This is a genomic window from Peribacillus frigoritolerans, assembly GCF_030676415.1.
Taxonomy (GTDB): Bacteria; Bacillota; Bacilli; order Bacillales; family DSM-1321; genus Peribacillus; species Peribacillus frigoritolerans_A.
The window spans coordinates 169,326-187,030 of the sequence record NZ_JAUUTW010000005.1 but is presented as its reverse complement, the minus strand read 5'-3'; the positions used below and the strand labels follow the sequence as shown (position 1 = coordinate 187,030).

The window sequence follows — 17,705 nt, the reverse complement described above, 5'->3', positions numbered from 1 at the left end:
ATCATAAGGAAATAAAAGGTCGGGATGTGATGATAGTGGCAGTTGTATATATCAGGATGAGGAACCGTGTACAAGTAAAGGGAAATCAAACGGTGAGGATAAAAGATATTGCAAGGATAATTGGACCTGAAGAAGTGATTACCAAAATTGAAGAAATCATATTATTAACGGTCAAGAAGGAAGATAGGAATATTATTGTCATTGATTTGGCTCAAGTTATCATGGCCATCCGCAAGATGGATCAGACTATTGAAGTGGAGACATTCGGGCCCTCCCAAACGATCATCGAAATCATCCTCTCGAAAAAGAAAATGTCATACCTGACATTCGCCTTCGTTTGGTTTTTGTTATTTGTCGGCGGCGGGATGACGATCATGAATTTTCATGTGGATGTCAGCATGGGGGAAGTGCATCAAAAAATCTTTACTATAATAACGGGAAAAGTGGAAGATAAGCCGTTATTGATCCAAATCCCATATAGCTTCGGCCTTGGTATGGGCATGATTCTATTTTTTAATCACTTCTTTAAAAAACGCTTCAATGAGGAACCTAGTCCGCTCGAGGTTGAAATGTTCAACTATCAGCAGGATTTGGACCGTTATGTAATCATGAATGAAAATAAGGAGAACGTGCGCCACCTTGATGACCGGTAAAATCATCTTCGGAATCTTTGTCGGTTTAGCCGGAGGTTTTGCGACAGGTGCCGGTTTTGTAGCGTTTTTAACTGTACTTGGGGTGATTCCGAGACTGACTCAGCTGACAAAAACAATGAAAATGATACATTACTACGAAGGAGCCATCATTGCCGGAGTTGTCGCAGGAACATGGTTAGGATTACAGGAAACGGAACTTTCCCTCCCGTATTTTTTATTAATTCCAATCGGTTTGGCTGACGGGATATTTAATGGGATGCTCGCTGCTGCCTTAACTGAAGTCCTGAATGTATTTCCGGTTCTTTCAAAACGAATCGGAATTCAAGAAAAGATCATTTATCTGTTAATGGCACTCGTATTGGGAAAAATAGCCGGATCATTATTCCAATGGATTTATTTTGTCGATTTATAAGTGTATGAGGTAACTATTCCTGTGATGAAAGGTAGGCCCAAGATGGTGACCAAACGAAAAGTGATATTGATTACGGATGGTGATGAGTATGCGAAACGGGCTGTCGAGCATGTAGCCAAGGAAATTGGGGGAAGATGTATCTCCATGTCCCAGGGTAATCCATCACGATATACGGGCTTGGAGTTAGTTGAATTAATAAAAAAGGCGAAGTATGATCCTGTATTGGTCATGTTTGATGATAGCGGTTTTATAGGAGAAGGATCAGGCGAACAGGCAATGAAGGTAGTTGCCGGACACCCTGATATTAATGTCCTTGGCGTAATAGCGGTCGCTTCAAAGACTAGAAGGGAAGAATGGACCAAGGTGGATATCTGTATTGACCGTGATGGTAATTTGACACCGAACGGGGTTGATAAATACGGCGCTGAGGAATTTGAACTGGGCAAGATAACAGGAGATACGGTGTATTGCATCGATCAATTACATGTTCCCATAGTAGTGGGGATAGGAGATATAGGGAAAATGTCCCATCAGGACGATTTTAAAAGAGGAGCACCGATAACGAAGCTGGCAGTGGAAATCATATTGGAAAGGAGTGGTCATGATGACTTCAGAGAAACCTCAAAACATGATACCGATTCCGAGTAGGGTAGCGGAAGTTGACGCGTACATGGAAGAGAAAGTAGGTCTAGGCGTCAGCTTCGACTTAGGAGTAAGAAGGATAAAGGTCTTAAGAAAAGATGTGCATATTTACTATATAAACGGGCTGACGGATACAGAGTACATCATTGATATCCTCGATTCTCTCATTCATAACAAAAATGCCGATATCGTGTCTACTAAAGTTTTTGATGTAGTCAAAGACTTGCTTGTACACCAATCCGTTCAGGAAATAAAGACGATGGATGAGCTTGTTGATCAGGTATTATCCGGTTTAATAGTCGTTGTTGTTGATGGTAAACCAATAGGGTTGGTTGTGGATGTCAGGAGTTATCCCGGGAGACAGCCAGTAGAACCCGATACGGAAAAAGTCGTCCGTGGATCAAGGGATGGTTTTGTCGAGAATATAATCATTAATACAGCGATTACCAGACGGAGGATACGGGATGAAAGATTACGTTTTGAAATGTTGCATGTAGGAGAACGATCGAAATCAGATATATCCATCGGCTACATTAAAGATATTGCCGATCCTGATTTAATTGATATCATTCGTAAGGAATTGAATAGTATTGAGGTTGATGGCATTACAATGTCTGATAAAACGATCGAAGAGTTCATTGTCAGGCAAGGATATAACCCATACCCGCTTGTCAGGTACACGGAACGTGCTGATGTAGCGGCAACGCATTTACTTGAGGGGCATGTCCTTATTTATGTGGATACCTCACCGAGTGTCATCATCACCCCGTCCACTCTTTTCCATCACATGCAACACGCTGAGGAGTATCGGCAGGCACCTGCTGTTGGAACCTTGGTGCGCTGGGTCCGGTTTCTCGGGATTTTCGTTTCGTTATTCTTGCTGCCGATTTGGTTATTGTTTTGTTTAGACCCTTCCCTTCTGCCGGAAAAGTTCGAGTATATCGGGCCGAATGAAAAAACGCATATACCCATTGTGTTCCAAATCTTCATTTCCGATATAGGGATAGAATTTTTAAGGATGGCAGCCGTTCATACCCCGACCCCGCTTTCCACGGCAATGGGCTTGGTTGCGGCGGTTTTGATAGGACAAATAGCGATAGATGTTGGCCTATTTGTTCCTGAAGTGGTTCTCTACGCTTCCGTAGCGACAATCGGTACATTTGTCACTCCGAGTCTAGAACTAGGGGTTGCGAATAAAATTTCCCGTTTAGTCCTGATAGTGCTGGTCGCTTTATTTAAAGTGCCTGGCTTAGTCATAGGCATCACACTCTACTTGATTATGCTCGCCAGTATAAAAACGTTAAATACACCTTATTTATGGCCGCTTCTCCCGTTTCAGCCGAAGGCCTTGTCACATATAATATTTAGAAGACCTTATCCAGGATCTATAGAACGTCCGAGTATTGTACATCCCCAGGATTTATATAGGCAGCCGAGAAAATCTAAAGGTTGATGTTGTCGAAAAGTTGTGGTAATTTAATTTTATTCGGATAAAGCGGTAAAGTTAGGCTTCACAAAGAGATAAAGCTACTATGACTCTTTGGAGTTTAAACCAATCTGTCTTTCCCTTCGAACTACTAAGCAGTCATAGAGAACAATATTTACATGGGATAATCGATACGGATGAGGCTTGTTCATATAGAGGACCTTTTACAGCAGGGTTTCTTTATTTGAGGCTGCCTCATTTCTTATTAATCTTTAGTTTTAATTCAGGAAGGTGAGGCTATCATGCATTTGTACGGAACCGGTGGTGTCAATGAACGTGGACATCTGGAGATTGGCGGAGTGGACACGATCGATTTGATCGAACAATTTGGTACACCATTATATGTTTATGATGTAGAGCTGATTCGCGAACGGGCGAGAGGGTTCAAGAGAACTTTTGAGGAATTGGGGATTTCAGCACAAGTTGCTTACGCAAGTAAGGCCTTTTCTTCGATTGCCATGATCCAGTTGGCTGAGCAAGAGGGACTTTCTCTCGATGTTGTCTCAGCGGGGGAATTGTATACGGCAATTAAGGCTAATTTCCCAACAGAACGGATTCACTTCCATGGAAATAACAAAAGTGAAGAAGAGCTACATATGGCTTTGGATTATGACATTGGCTGTATTGTAGTCGATAATTTTTCAGAGTTGACACTGTTGGGAGAAATTTGTACAAACCGTGAACAAAAAGTAAAAATCCTTCTTCGTGTAACACCAGGTATCGAAGCCCATACGCATGATTATATTTTGACAGGGCAAGAAGATTCGAAATTTGGTTTTGATCTTATTAACGGCCAGGCCGAAGCTGCCCTTCGACAAGCGCTGGAAAGTGAATTTTTGGAAGTGCTGGGACTGCACTGCCATATCGGTTCCCAGATCTTTCAAACGACCGGTTTCCTTCTTGCAGCCCAAAAAATTATCGGTAAGCTGAATGATTGGCACGGTTCGGTAGGGTTTCAACCAAAGGTATTGAATCTCGGAGGGGGATTCGGGATTCGATATACGCAAGAGGATGACCCGCTACCGGCGTCTCAATATGTTGAGGAAATCGTTAGGGAAGTACAGAACCTGATTGCTGATTCTGATTTAGTGATGCCTGAAATCTGGATCGAACCTGGCCGTTCATTAGTCGGGGACGCGGGTGTGACACTGTACAAGGTCGGTTCTGAAAAGGAAGTTCCTAATGTCCGTAAATATATTGCCGTTGATGGGGGCATGAGTGATAATTTACGTCCCGCTCTTTACGAAGCGAAGTATGATGCCATTCTTGCAAATCGACCGCTTGACCCTGTAGAAGAGACAGTGTCCATTGCCGGGAAATGCTGTGAAAGCGGAGATATGTTGATTTGGGATTTACCATTGCCAAAAGCCGGCCGCGGTGATGTCTTGGCGGTATTTTGTACAGGGGCATATGGATATTCCATGTCGAACAATTACAATCGGATTCCGAGACCGGCAGTCGTCTTTGCCGAAAATGGAGAAGCCCGGTTGGTCATCAAACGTGAGACGTACGAAGATCTTATCCATTTGGATTTGGCCCTTCATGAAGCGGCAGTCGTCCATAAAAAATAAAAAAAAGGATGGCATTGGCCATCCTTTCAGTTTTGTAGATAAAAGGGCTTTGGAAAACGTAACTTTAATCAAATGATGTTTCCGAACCAATTGACCCAAAGCAATACCTTCAACTCCTCAGGTATGGTTTCTATCTAAATGTTAAAACAAAGTTGATTGGAACGGAAGGTACGAGACTCCTACGGGAAAAGCGCGTCCAAGGGAGACCACGCAGGCGCAATGGCGCCGAGGGGGCACCCGGACCGCCCGCGGAAAGCGAGTGTCCGGAGTGGAAATCAACGGTCAAATTGTACAGCTATAAAAAAACTGTGGGCAAACTCGATTTTCATCGAGTTTACCCACAGTCTGAAAGGATGGCATTGGCCATCCTTTTTTATTTGATTCAGCTGAAAAGTGACTTGATCGCGTCTATTAAACTACTGAAGACTTCTTTCAATTTATCCAGAAATGATTGACCCTCTTCGGATTCAAGAAAATTGGAAAGTTTATCTTTAGCTGCAGTAAGCTGATCACCGACAGCGTTCCAATCAATATCCAATTCTTTTAGCTTATTGAATAAATCAATTAAACTTTGAACTTGATCATCATTTAAGGCGATTCCAAGGTCTTTTGCTGAAGACTCGACAACCTCGCGGACTTCTTCAGTATTGGCTGGTGGATTTGCAGCCATTTCCTCTTTGATTTTCGTAACCAGTGCAGAGGCTTCTTCTGTACCGATTTCGTCACCCAATTTTGCTGTTTTCACCATTTCTTCATTCGCAGCCTGTTTCACATCTTCAGGAATCTTCTTGTCGGCAGAGATTTCATAGGCTTTAATGACTCCTGTCAAAGCCGCTGTACCGGAAACGGGTATAGGTGCGGTGACATAAACGGTAGCATCTTTTACTCCAGCAGTGGCCAGTGCATTGATATACATTTCATCGGAAACCCAGTTAATGTTTTTCGACTCCAGTTTAAGTCCGGTACCTTTTTCCTCCAAAGTAATGGCAGAAGATGAAATCGCTTTTGTACCGATCAGACGGCTAGCGATATAGTCTCCTAAGTATTCATGCTCTTCCGCATTTGTAACCGTTAGAACCTCAACATCATTTGGCGCTTTCATTTCTGATAAAATCATATTTTTTTGTTCATTTGTCAAATTCTCACCAAGTGTGACAATCATTTCACCAACAGCTGCATCTGCAAAAGCTTTATATGGCAATAATAGACATAATAAAATGGTTACAATGACCCATTTATTCATTTTTTTCATGATAATCCTCCTTAACTTTTCCTGCTGAATTGGGAATCTTTCAATAAAAGGGCGGCACTTTAAATCAGATTCATAGTATTTGACGAAACAAAGGATAAAAAAGATACATATTTTCCTGAAAAAAATTTATATAGCCCAAGATAGCTACGTTCTTTTAACGAAGAAGTTGGGTGTATCTTTGTCTTTTATACCTAAGAGGGCACTCTATGAACCTAGATCACTTTACCAATGTAGTAAAATCGAAGCAAGATTGCAAGGATATTTGTCAGATTGTGTTAAGTTATAGTAGAATGAATTCGTTATTTAAATATTTGGACCATTCATAAAGGGAGTATGGGATGAGGAAAAGTAATAAGACTCTTTTACTTATGATGCTTATTATCGCTTTGATGTGGGGAATCATATACTGGCTGTTTATCGCTTAGCATATAGCACATCGATAAATCAAGTGCTGAAAGTGATGTTGAAACGAACGAGGTTTTTATGTATGATGTAAATGTTATATGTGAGGATTATTATTCAAAGCAAATTAATTGGAAACAGGAAGATAATAAAAACGTTATTTAGTAACGAGGGATATTATGTTGATTAAGTATAAGAAAAGTTATGAAAAGTTTGCCATGGGATTATTATCTTTCATGCCAAATGAAAAAGAGATAAAGACGCTTCGGAATACGATGAAGAATTATGAAACGGATGAAAATCTACAGCTGTTCTTATGGAAAGATGAAGAGATTACGGGCTTGATCGGGATAGAAGTCTCTCAAAACCACATTGAGATACAACATATATCTGTAAATCCATCCTTCCGGAAGCAAGGTATCGGTAAAACGATGGTCAGGGCCATCAAGGAGCAATATCCTGACAAAGAATTAAAAGCAAATGAGTTTACTGAAAGCTTTCTTGACAGGTGTGAAGATTTCTGAATATGAAAGTTGAATGGAGGACCACCTTTAAGGGCGGTCCTCCATTCTTGTTTTTCGAAGGGATAGCTGCCGAGCCCTTTCTGAAATGACATCCGAACGGTCACGCATTAGATGCTTATCAACTATTGATGAATTAGCCATGTCGCTATCTGCAGCCCATATGTACCCTTCTTGCAAACACATGGACTGGCATTTTTCGATCAAGCCTTGATCCGCTATCGGCAGATTAATGCTTTTATATGGCTTTTGTGATAACATTCGCTCATGGGTGTCCTCGAGCAATTTGAACAGTCGTTCTGGATCGAGTCCCAACTTCAGGAGCTCGGCCTTTTTAAGGTGGAGATTTGCCAGGGCTTTAGACAGGGTCCTTGCAGCCCCCTTTTTGTTTCCCCTGCGATCATGATACAGGGCAACCGCAATTTGAATGAGCCCGACCCAATGAGAGTCACGCTCTTTTGGTGCGATTTCCTTCCAATATTCTTCAAGAATTTCATGACATTCGAAGTAATCCCTTGTCGCATGGAAATGGACAAGGAAAGAAAGGTAGTCTTCCGCGTAATTCAATAGGAGCACCCCTTTTGTTTGATGGAATCAAGTAAGGTAAGGCAAAAAGCCATTTTCTTATAGCTTAACACCCGCTATGTATACTCACTAAGTTTAGCATAGAATTTTTTCTTGGAAAATAAAGAAAGCCGATTGCAAGGCAATCAGCTTGATTCATCAGTCTTCAATTAACACCAAGAAGCACCGACAATAACTAATAAAATGAACAATACTACAATAAACGCGAATCCGCCGCCGTTTCCAAAACCACCTGCACCCATAATGAGTACCTCCTTTGTTCTGCGATTCTTACATTTCTAGGTTATGTTGGATTTCGGAATGTGATTGGGCAACGACCCATTTGACGGTAATCCCAAATAAAAACTTTTCTAAGGGCAGTAAATTATTATTTGGATAAAGGGCGGCAATCCACTATACTTGATTAGTAAAAGAAATAGGTCTATATCGGCCAATTAGATTTAAATGAGGTAATTTAATGGGTTATAATATAAAAATTGACGCTTTCGAAGGTCCGATGGATTTACTCCTGCATTTGATTAATCGCCTGGAAATAGACATCTACGATATTCCGATGGCTGATATTACAGACCAATACCTAGGTTACATCCATACGATGCAGCATCTGGAATTGGATGTGGCCAGTGAATATCTGGTGATGGCTGCAACACTGCTTGCCATCAAGAGTAAAATGTTGCTTCCAAAGCATGAAGATGAACTAATGATTGATGAAGATGGGGAATTATTTGAGGAAGATCCACGGGATGAGCTTGTGGAAAAACTATTAGAATATAAAAAGTATAAATATGCAGCCGAAGAATTTAAAGGGATGGAAGAAGAAAGAAGCTTGATGTTCACCAAACCCCCAAGTGATTTATCTGTTTATGTTAAAGAAGCGGAAAGTGATAAACAAGAGTTGAATATAAGTCTATACGATATGTTGGGGGCTCTGCAAAAACTGCTGCGAAGGCAAAAAATTCAAAAGCCGCTTTACACGAAAGTAACGAAACAAGAGATATCGATAGAGAAACGAATGGATGAAATCATGATTGAGTTACAATCAATAAAAGGGAAGAAAAGTTTTTTTGAACTGTTTTCGCTCCCGGTTAAAGAGCATATCGTCATCACTTTTATGGCGGTGCTGGAACTGATGAAATTAAATGAAATCATCGTTGAACAGGAAGATAATTTTTCGGAGATCATGATTGCTGCTAAGGAAGGTGTAGAACCAGTTGGAAGTCATTAATTGGAAAGGGATTCTTGAGGCATTATTGTTTGCTGCCGGAGATGAAGGGCTATCCGTCAAACAAATTGCCTCTGTCCTGGAAATTACGGAATATCAAGCAACGGACATCGTTGAAAGTTTAAAGGAAGAATATATATCGGATGTACGCGGGATTCAGGTGATGGAAATAGCGGGTGTTTACCAGATGACGACAAAGAAAGAGCACTCGGATTACTTGAAAAGACTAGTGGAAACATCAAGCACTCAAGGCTTGTCCCAGGCGGCTTTGGAAACACTCGCAATCATTGCCTATAAGCAGCCGATTACCAGAGCTGAAATTGATGAAATTCGCGGAGTGAAAACGGAACGCCCCATTCATACACTTGTCACTAAAGTCTTAATAAAAGAGGTCGGACGTGCTGAAGGCTCGGGCCGGGCTTATTTATATGGGACAACAAAAGAGTTTTTGGATTACTTCGGCCTGAATTCCATAGATGAATTACCGCCTCTCGCCGATAATTCGGATGATAGCTTTGAAAATGGTGAAGCCGATCTGTTTTTTGAAAAATTTCAGCAAACAATCGAATAACATTTTTCTTTAAATTGTGATAATATAGAAAAAAATGAATGCGGAGGGATCGCGGGTGCAAATTGTAGCATGCAATGGATTTGGGCTTGAAAAGGAAAAGTCAAATTCACCTGAGGACTTCTTTAATCGATCCGTTATACAATACATAAAGGATGGAGAAGAAAAGACGCTGAATGTCCTGTATCTTCGCTATTTTGATGAGATGGTCACTCGTTGGACCCCATATCCCGCCAATCCTATATTCAAAAGCCATACCAGAGATATTTATATGGCTGATATCATTGCCATGGTCTGTCTACTCAAAGACCCGAGCCTGGTTAACCGAAAACGTATATATATAAATGCAGAAAAAGAGCTGTCTGGTTATTTCGAAAATATAGATTTTGAAAAATTGGAGAAAGTGTTTATATCTATTGACCAAGCTAAACCATATGATATAGAATCACATGTTGACTATTATATTCAATCTTAATCATTTTGAGGAGGGTTCACGGTTGGGGAATACATTGGTAAAATCTCAGCTTGAGGATGTAAAAGGCTTTTTAGAAACGACAGTGGCTCAACTAGAAGAATTTATAAATGAGACGACCTATTCTAAGCTGCAAGAGGAAAAAAGCGGGGATGAAACCTATTATAAAGGGATCCTTTCCAGTTTAAGAAGAATGCTTGTAAGTTGTGAAGAGGGCTTGGAGGCTTGCCAAATCGTTCTAAAAAATGATGTTTTCAATAAAGCTGCAGCTGAAAAGACGCTTTATAGAGTTTATCATCAATGTATCGAAGAATACTTTTCCCCAAAATCAGATCGGTGGTTTGAGGACAGCAGATCTGCCTATACAGGAAAAAACTCGATTAAATTTCACCAAAGTGTACCTGACAGCATAATATCCATTCTGAAGGCCGTGGAAAGTGGATTCCAGACCATGCGTGAAGAATTGGAGTTTTATGAAACGGATTACCGGACGAAAATGTTACAGTCCAGATAATGAAACAGCTAGGCTTAATAGGCCTCGCTGTTTTTTTAGCTATAAATGGAATCTCCGCTTAATCGAAACATAAAATACTTTGATGATTTATGTGCATAAAGGTTAGGAGGAGGTTGCAAGATGTCTGATGTAAGAGATTATGCTAAAGAGGTAAGTGATTGGGTTGATGGAGTGATGGAATATCTTGAGAAGATCGATATCACCGATTCGCCATTGCTGTCAAATATTGAACGGCTTTCCGAGTTGGCAAAAGATATGGATGGGGAAGAAATGGATTATGAGGATATGGTCCTGATTGAAGAAGAGATGGCTCGGGTCTACGAGGAAATTGAAGAACTCGCTAGAGAATTCAGTATACAGGAAAGGCAATCAGTGCCGATTGGGAAGCATACGCTACCGCCGTTACCTTATGCCTATGATGCGTTGGAACCGACGATTTCAAGGGAAATCATGTATCTGCACCATGATAAGCATCATCAAACATATGTCGATGGTCTGAATAAAGCGGAATTGATGATGAAAAAAGCGAGGGAAACGAATGATTTTTCCTTGTTGAAACATTGGGAAAAGGAAGCAGCCTTTCATGGGTCAGGCCATTATCTCCATACGCTGTTCTGGGAAGTGATGATTCCGGGAGGCAGCGGACAGCCAAGGGGTGATTTACTTAAACAGATTGAGAAGGATTTTGGAAGCTTTGCTGCTTTTAAAAGTCATTTTAGTGAAGCGGCTAAACAAGTGGAAGGTGTTGGCTGGGCGATTTTAGTCTGGGTTCCGCGTTCGCGGCGGCTAGAAATACTTCAATCGGAATTGCATATGGTTTTGACCCAGTGGGATACGATCCCAATTCTTGTTCTTGATGTATGGGAACATGCTTATTACCTGCAATATAAAAATAATCGGGCATCCTATGTGGACAAATGGTGGGACGTTGTAAACTGGCCGAAAACAGCAGTGAGGTTCACCGAAGCGAAAAAGCTTATTTGGAAAAGGCAATAACTGATAAAATACAGGAATGTCTTTGGAGAACCAATTACAAATATACGAACCGTAAAGGTTCGTTTTTTTTTTTTTTGCCTGAAATTTTGTATCGAGAATTTTTTAGGGAAAAAATGGGAAAGGTATGAAGGAGGACCTGAAAAATTTTATTTGAAAGCGACTTATGGATTCTCATTTGGATATTATAATTTTATTGAAAAGGAGATGATATCATCTCACGAAATAATGAGCATGTGTCTTATTTAAACCCTTGAAATAACATTGGAAATGTGTTAAATATGCTACTTTAAAGTATTATGGGTTTTTTTAAAATAATTAATTTATATCAATATAAAAACTGTGACCAATTTGTGAACTTAAAAATTATTAAGGTATATTTATTGACTAGTTTCTATTTAATAATTATTATAAACAGGAGCAGATAAAAAAATTAGCTATTGGAGGAATTTATTATGTCATTGATCAATAAACAAGTTGAAGATTTTAAAGTACAAGCTTACCATGCAGGAGAATTCAAAGAGGTTACACTTGAAGATGTTAAAGGAAAATGGGCAGTATTCTTTTTCTACCCAGCTGACTTCTCCTTCGTATGTCCAACTGAATTAGCTGATCTTCAAGATAACTATGAAACATTCAAGGAAATTGGTTGTGAAGTTTACTCAGTTTCAACAGATACTCATTTCAGCCACAAAGGATGGGCCGATGCTACTGATACAATCGGTAAAATCCAATATCCAATGTTAGCTGACCCAGCGAACGTTTTATCCCGTCAATTCGGTGTATTGATTGAAGAAGATGGATTGGCTCTACGTGGAACTTTCATCGTAAATCCAGAAGGACAAATTAAAGCATACGAAATTAATGACCTAGGAATTGGCCGTAATGCTGAAGAACTTGTAAGAAAAGTTCAAGCTGCACAATTCGTAGCGGAACATGGGGATAAAGTTTGCCCTGCAAAATGGACTCCAGGTGAAGCTACTCTTGAACCAAGCCTAGACCTTGTAGGTAAACTTTAATTTTTAATGGGATGGTCCATTTCTACAGGTAATGGAACCATACCCAGCATTGATTACGATTACTGGGACAATTCGTCCTATAAGATCTTATGGCAAAAGGCACTTACCTAAAAAATAAGTGCCTTTTGTTTTTCAAAATAATCAGTTTAGCACGTATTATCATTCAGCAAGGAGCACAAAAGATGAAAAAAATATATGATTTATTAATTATTGGTGGCGGACCTGCAGGCCTCTCAGCCGGCGTTTATGCAGGAAGAGCTAAGTTAAAAACAATAATTCTTGAAAAAGGAACGGGCGGCGGACAAGCTGCAACTACGTCGGAAATAGCCAATTATCCTGGTATCCGTCATATATCGGGCCCTAGGTTAGTTGAAGAAATGAAGCTTCAAAACGAAGATTTTGGCGTTGAATTCGCCAAAGCTGATGTAACGGGCGTGGATTTCTCCGGTGAGGTGAAAGTCGTTAAAACCCTTGGCGGGGACTACCATGCCCGCGCCGTCATCATTGCAACGGGTGCTACTCCAAGAACACTAGGATTTCCAGGTGAAGAGGAATTTACTGGCCGCGGTGTAGCTTATTGTTCAACATGTGATGGTGAATTCTTTGAAGGGTTGGAAGTTTTCGTTATCGGGGCAGGATATGCAGCCGCTGAAGAAGCAATATTCCTGACACGCTTTGCTACAAAAGTTACAATCATCGCCCGAGAATCAAGCTTTTCGTGTGCCCCGTCCATTGTTGATAAAGTAATGGCAAATGATAAGATTGAAGTGAAATTCAATACGGAAATCCTTGGGGTATATGGAGACGGGATGATTCAAAGTGCACGTTTCATCAATAACGCGACTAAAGAAGAATTTGAATATAAGGCGAAGGAAGAAGACAATACGTTTGGAGTATTCGTTTTCATAGGTTACGAACCGAAAACAGAGATTTTCAAGGGCCATATCGAAATGGATCATGCTGGTTACATTTTAACCGATGATGATATGAAGACTAATGTGAATGGTGTCTATGCGGCGGGAGACCTAAGGCCAAAATCCTTGCGCCAGATTATCACAGCTGTATCTGATGGCGCGATTGCAGCAACGGATGCCGGTAAATATATTGAAGAAGAAAAAGATCGCCTAGGAATCAAAGATGAACCTGAAGTTGAAAAGCCGGCAAAAAAAGAACAGGCCGCTGTCCCAGCAGGCAAGAGCGCTTTATTAAGTGATGCGTTACGTGGCCAATTAAAGGGAATATTCGGCAAGATGGAGAGCGACGTTACATTGGTGTCCATCGTCGATGAAAGTTTGCCAAAATCAGTCGAATTGCGAGACTTCTTGTTGGATGTTGCGGAATTAGGAGATAGGCTTCATCTTGAGTTATACAATAAGGGGGAAAATACGGAAATTGAAGAAAAAATCAATGCAGATAAGTTCCCTGTCGTTTCCCTCTTAAATTCGAATGGTGAATACAGTGGCGTCAAATACCACGGTGTACCAGGCGGCCATGAGTTGAATTCCTTCATTTTGGCTATCTATAACCTGGCCGGACCTGGTCAAGCGTTGGATTCAGTCGTATTGAATTCAATTAAGGGAATCAGTAAAAAAGCGAACATTAAGGTTATGGTTTCATTGGCATGTCACTACTGTCCAGACGTCGTAGTGGGTGCACAGCGCATAGCGATTGAAAACCCTAACGTTGAAGCTGAAATGGTCGATATAAGCAATTTCCAGGAAATCAAGAAGAAATATAAAGTCATGAGCGTGCCGGCGATGATCATCAATGATGAAGAAGTGGTATTTGGAGCCAAGAAAATTGATGAAATCGCTGCATTATTAGTCTGATAGAACACTAAATCGATAGGGGCCCCTATCGATTTTTTTTATGGGAAATCCCCTTTGAAAATCAGTAGATATCATGAAGGGTTACATTCTTTTATTCATAACCCTTGTCCCTTTGCATAAACTTGTACAAAAACAAGTAAAGAGACGAGGGGGCACTCATGCGTTTTCCATATAAAGGGTTACCAAGTTTGTGTATCGTCATTCTCCTGTTGTCTTTTATGGCACCTGTACAAAGCGCCAAAGCAAATGTATTCGTAAGTGCCCATAGTGCGATTTTAATGGATGAGGATAGCGGAAGGGTCATTTATGAAGTGAATGCCCATGAAAAGAATCGCATAGCAAGCATTACGAAAATAATGACGGCTATCTTGGCTATTGAATCGGGTCAAATGGATGAAACAGTGAAGGTGAGCAGCAATGCCTTCGGGACGGAGGGCTCTTCCCTTTATTTAAAAGAAGGAGAAAGAATTAAGCTCGAAGATTTGGTTTATGGCTTGATGCTTCGTTCAGGTAATGATGCAGCAGTCGCAATCAGCGAAAAGGTTGGCGGAAGCCTGGATGGATTCGTCTGGATGATGAATCAAAAGGCGGAAGAAATCGGGATGAAAAATACCCATTTTTCAAATCCGCATGGTTTGGATAATACGAAGAACCATTATTCAACCGCATATGATATGGCCATACTCACTCGTTATGCCATGCAAAATGATACGTATGCAAAGATTTCCGGCACAAAGGAACACAGGGCACCTAATTCCACAGAACAATGGGATTATGTATGGAAAAACAAAAATCGCCTGCTTACACAATTATATGAGTATTGCACAGGGGGGAAAACAGGGTATACCAAACTAGCAAAACGGACCTTAGTCACGACGGCAACAAAAAACGAGCATGACCTGATTGCTGTGACCTTGAATGGTCCGGATGATTGGAATGATCATATTCAAATGTACGAATCCGCCTTTAAGGATTATCAGCCGACAGAAATTTTACCTGAAGGCATGGTGAAAAATATGGAAAATGAAATATATGAAGGGCATGTTTACATTAAAAATAATTTTTCGTACCCACTAACAAAAGAAGAGAGAAAATTGGTCAATGTGAAAATGAAATTGTTGAAGCCCCAGAAGGCTTGGAAAGATAAAAGGGAAATCCCGGAAGTGGTCGGCAGAGCATCCATCTATCTCGATGGCAAGAAAATAGGTACGCGTTCGATTTTTTATGGGGAAGCAAAAGAAAGCTTCAAGCAACAATCATTCCAATCTTCATGGGCTGAGGTATTTGAAGCGGTATTGGGAATCGGACGCAATGGTTAATTACATTTGGGTCGGGATGTTTGTGATCGGTATTGTCTTTGGCATGATTAATGGAACGATGGATCAGGTGAATGAAGCTCTATTTGTCAGCGCAAAGGAAGCGGTCACCCTTTGCCTGGGACTGATGAGCATACTTGTCTTTTGGCTGGGTTTGATGAAAATAGCGGAGGAATCGGGGCTGTTAGATAAACTATCCAACTTGTTCAGGCCGTTCATGAGATGGCTATTCCCTGAAGTGCCTCCTAATCATCCCGCTATGGGGTATATACTTTCCAATATGATGGCAAACACATTCGGATTGGGGAATGCAGCTACGCCTCTTGGTATAAAAGCCATGGAACAGCTAAAGAAACTAAATGGAGGAAAAGCAACGGTCAGCCGCTCGATGGTCACTTTTTTAGCAATCAATACCTCAAGCGTAACGTTGATTCCGACTACTGTCATTGCGATTCGCATGAATTACGATGCACACTCCCCGACGGACATCGTTTTTCCGACCATAATAGCAACGGCCATTTCTGCCGTTGGAGGAATCGCGATAGATCGATATTTTTATTACAGGAGAAAGAGGAGCGGGAGGGAATAGGATGTTGCACTGGATGACCACCATTTCAATTTGGATGATACCGATTTTGATCCTCTGTATATTACTGTACGGCACATTGAAAAGAGTTCCCACCTATGAGACCTTCGTTGAGGGGGGGAAAGAAGGAATCAGCATGTCCTTTTCCCTCATCCCTTTCCTGGTAGGGATGCTTGTGGCGATTTCAGTATTTAGGGCATCAGGGGCCTTGGATTTCATTGTACAATCACTGCACCCCTTGCTTTCCCTTCTTCATTTTCCGTCTGAGGTTTTACCCCTTGCGATTATTAGACCAATATCTGGAACTGCCGCTTTGGGAATAACCAGCGACCTGATATCAGTTTATGGACCGGATTCTTTTGTTGGGCGCTTGGCTGCCACGATTCAGGGAAGTACGGATACTACTTTCTATGTATTGACCGTTTATTTTGGAGCCGTCGGGATCAAAAAAATGGGTGATGCCCTTAAGGTCGGTCTTTTGGCAGACTTGATCGGAATCATAGCTGCCGTTATCGTCGTCACACTTGTTTTCGGTATGAATTAAAGGCTAGGGAAATGGGTGATTCCATTTCTTTTTTTTGTCTTTTTCTTAAAAAATCGGCTATGTTAAGCTCTCCATTTTTAAGCGGATTCAAACTTTCGTCTAAAAGAAACATTTTTTTGTATGGAAAAATAAGCTATGTTACACTCATTATGGAAACCAACCCATTTAACCGTCCCATTATTGGTGTAATAATAAAAGAAAAGCTCTTAATCGCGAAAAACCTTTTGTTTTTGCCTCTCAATATGTAATAATTGTATGATTGTGTATGTATAGACAATAACAAACGAATGATTATACTATGGGGTGAAGATAGATGGAACGATTACAAAAGGTGATAGCACATGCTGGACTGGCTTCCCGCCGTAAAGCAGAAGAGTTGATATTAGAAGGCAAGGTAAAAGTGAACGGCAAAGTAGTGAAGGAATTAGGTGTGAAAGTGGGGCCTAATGATAAGGTTGAGGTTAATGAAGTCCCGCTTGAAAAAGAAGCCCCGGTTTATTTCCTATTCTATAAACCGCGCGGTGTCATTTCGGCAGTTTCTGATGATAAGAATAGAAAAGTCGTAACGGACTTTTTCCCTTACATCAATGAACGGATTTATCCAGTTGGCAGGTTGGATTACGATACTTCGGGCTTGTTGATTTTAACCAATGACGGGGAATTTGCAAACACGTTAATGCATCCGAAGCATGAAGTGGATAAAGTGTATGTGGCAAAAGTGAAAGGGATGCCTTTGCGTGAAAGCTTGAAAAAGTTGGATAAAGGTATCAAGTTGGAGGATGGCAAGACTGCACCAGCCAAGACAAGGGTATTGTCTACCGACAAGAAAAAGGAAACGGCCATAGTTGAAATCACAATACATGAAGGCAGGAACAGGCAAGTCCGCCGGATGTTCGAGGCAATTGGCCATCCCGTCATTAAATTGAAGAGGGAACAATATGGTTTCTTGACCTTGGACGGTTTAACAGCAGGAGATTCCCGGGAGCTGACTCCACATGAAGTTAAATTAATGAGGACTTTAGCAACGACCGAACCTAAACAGCGGAGAATGTAAGAAAGAATTTTTTCTGTATTAATAGGTTGAAACCACTACCCTATTCTTCCCTGGAAGAATGGGT

The 17,705-nt window shown here is 40.9% G+C and carries 20 protein-coding genes; 17 read left to right on the top strand and 3 right to left on the bottom strand.

Going from position 1 to position 17,705, the window contains the following annotated elements:
• Positions 1 to 32: 32 nt before the first annotated feature.
• From Q8G36_RS07475 to lysA, 5 genes are all read left to right on the top strand, one after another.
• Entirely contained in the window at positions 33 to 653 is a 621-nt protein-coding gene (locus Q8G36_RS07475; protein ID WP_305160152.1) for a stage V sporulation protein AA, read from the top strand.
• Complete coding sequence (locus tag Q8G36_RS07470) at positions 643 to 1,065, top strand: stage V sporulation protein AB (protein WP_127778505.1); 423 nt, start codon at positions 643 to 645, stop codon at positions 1,063 to 1,065. Before Q8G36_RS07475 ends, Q8G36_RS07470 begins: the two co-directional genes overlap by 11 nt.
• A 42-nt stretch (positions 1,066 to 1,107) precedes the next feature.
• On the top strand, positions 1,108 to 1,713 hold the full coding sequence (locus tag Q8G36_RS07465) for a stage V sporulation protein AE (RefSeq protein ID WP_305160143.1): 606 nt from the start codon (positions 1,108 to 1,110) through the stop codon (positions 1,711 to 1,713).
• Positions 1,694 to 3,160: a spore germination protein gene (locus Q8G36_RS07460; RefSeq protein WP_370694044.1), complete on the top strand. Its 1,467-nt coding sequence runs from the start codon at positions 1,694 to 1,696 to the stop codon at positions 3,158 to 3,160. The genes Q8G36_RS07465 and Q8G36_RS07460 overlap by 20 nt, the downstream gene beginning before the upstream one ends.
• 275 nt (positions 3,161 to 3,435) lie before the next feature.
• Positions 3,436 to 4,764, top strand: coding sequence for a diaminopimelate decarboxylase (gene lysA / locus Q8G36_RS07455; RefSeq protein ID WP_305160140.1), 1,329 nt, complete (start codon positions 3,436 to 3,438; stop codon positions 4,762 to 4,764).
• A gap of 382 nt (positions 4,765 to 5,146) precedes the next feature.
• On the opposite strand, the gene Q8G36_RS07450 is transcribed toward lysA, so the two are convergent.
• Positions 5,147 to 6,007, bottom strand: coding sequence for a DUF1002 domain-containing protein (locus Q8G36_RS07450; protein ID WP_370694043.1), 861 nt, complete (start codon positions 6,005 to 6,007; stop codon positions 5,147 to 5,149).
• A 590-nt stretch (positions 6,008 to 6,597) separates the two neighbouring features.
• Here Q8G36_RS07450 and Q8G36_RS07445 point away from each other — a divergent pair.
• Complete coding sequence (locus Q8G36_RS07445; RefSeq protein WP_305160138.1) at positions 6,598 to 6,942, top strand: GNAT family N-acetyltransferase; 345 nt, start codon at positions 6,598 to 6,600, stop codon at positions 6,940 to 6,942.
• A 27-nt stretch (positions 6,943 to 6,969) separates the two neighbouring features.
• Here the strand turns inward: Q8G36_RS07445 and Q8G36_RS07440 are convergent, their stop codons facing one another.
• On the bottom strand, positions 6,970 to 7,506 hold the full coding sequence (locus Q8G36_RS07440; RefSeq protein WP_305160137.1) for a DUF309 domain-containing protein: 537 nt from the start codon (positions 7,504 to 7,506) through the stop codon (positions 6,970 to 6,972).
• Between the two features lie 167 nt (positions 7,507 to 7,673).
• Positions 7,674 to 7,766 (bottom strand): YjcZ family sporulation protein, encoded by a 93-nt coding sequence (locus Q8G36_RS07435; protein WP_072273196.1) that lies wholly within the window; start codon positions 7,764 to 7,766, stop codon positions 7,674 to 7,676.
• Positions 7,767 to 7,981: 215 nt separating this feature from the next.
• Between Q8G36_RS07435 and Q8G36_RS07430 the strand changes: the two genes are divergently transcribed.
• The 11 genes from Q8G36_RS07430 to rluB all read left to right on the top strand — a co-directional run bounded on the left by Q8G36_RS07430 (position 7,982) and on the right by rluB (position 17,641).
• Positions 7,982 to 8,749 carry a segregation/condensation protein A gene (locus tag Q8G36_RS07430; protein WP_305160136.1) on the top strand — a complete coding sequence of 256 codons (768 nt, stop codon included), beginning with the start codon at positions 7,982 to 7,984 and terminating at the stop codon, positions 8,747 to 8,749.
• Positions 8,736 to 9,317, top strand: coding sequence for an SMC-Scp complex subunit ScpB (gene scpB / locus Q8G36_RS07425; RefSeq protein ID WP_305160135.1), 582 nt, complete (start codon positions 8,736 to 8,738; stop codon positions 9,315 to 9,317). The genes Q8G36_RS07430 and scpB overlap by 14 nt, the downstream gene beginning before the upstream one ends.
• A gap of 55 nt (positions 9,318 to 9,372) precedes the next feature.
• Positions 9,373 to 9,789, top strand: coding sequence for a hypothetical protein (locus tag Q8G36_RS07420; RefSeq protein WP_305160134.1), 417 nt, complete (start codon positions 9,373 to 9,375; stop codon positions 9,787 to 9,789).
• A 22-nt stretch (positions 9,790 to 9,811) separates the two neighbouring features.
• Entirely contained in the window at positions 9,812 to 10,300 is a 489-nt protein-coding gene (locus Q8G36_RS07415) for a YpuI family protein (RefSeq protein ID WP_034308117.1), read from the top strand.
• 120 nt (positions 10,301 to 10,420) lie between these two features.
• Positions 10,421 to 11,296 carry a superoxide dismutase gene (locus tag Q8G36_RS07410; protein ID WP_305160133.1) on the top strand — a complete coding sequence of 292 codons (876 nt, stop codon included), beginning with the start codon at positions 10,421 to 10,423 and terminating at the stop codon, positions 11,294 to 11,296.
• 452 nt (positions 11,297 to 11,748) lie between these two features.
• On the top strand, positions 11,749 to 12,312 hold the full coding sequence (ahpC, locus tag Q8G36_RS07405) for an alkyl hydroperoxide reductase subunit C (protein WP_063233159.1): 564 nt from the start codon (positions 11,749 to 11,751) through the stop codon (positions 12,310 to 12,312).
• A 182-nt stretch (positions 12,313 to 12,494) separates the two neighbouring features.
• Positions 12,495 to 14,141, top strand: coding sequence for an FAD-dependent oxidoreductase (locus tag Q8G36_RS07400; RefSeq protein ID WP_305160132.1), 1,647 nt, complete (start codon positions 12,495 to 12,497; stop codon positions 14,139 to 14,141).
• 158 nt (positions 14,142 to 14,299) lie between these two features.
• On the top strand, positions 14,300 to 15,460 hold the full coding sequence (locus Q8G36_RS07395; RefSeq protein WP_305160131.1) for a D-alanyl-D-alanine carboxypeptidase family protein: 1,161 nt from the start codon (positions 14,300 to 14,302) through the stop codon (positions 15,458 to 15,460).
• Positions 15,453 to 16,046, top strand: coding sequence for a nucleoside recognition domain-containing protein (locus Q8G36_RS07390; protein WP_305160130.1), 594 nt, complete (start codon positions 15,453 to 15,455; stop codon positions 16,044 to 16,046). The genes Q8G36_RS07395 and Q8G36_RS07390 overlap by 8 nt, the downstream gene beginning before the upstream one ends.
• A gap of 1 nt (position 16,047) precedes the next feature.
• Complete coding sequence (locus Q8G36_RS07385) at positions 16,048 to 16,587, top strand: spore maturation protein (RefSeq protein ID WP_133347649.1); 540 nt, start codon at positions 16,048 to 16,050, stop codon at positions 16,585 to 16,587.
• 313 nt (positions 16,588 to 16,900) lie between these two features.
• A complete protein-coding gene (gene rluB / locus Q8G36_RS07380) occupies positions 16,901 to 17,641 on the top strand; it encodes a 23S rRNA pseudouridine(2605) synthase RluB (protein WP_034308106.1) in 741 nt (246 codons plus the stop codon).
• The last annotated feature ends 64 nt before the right edge of the window (positions 17,642 to 17,705 follow it).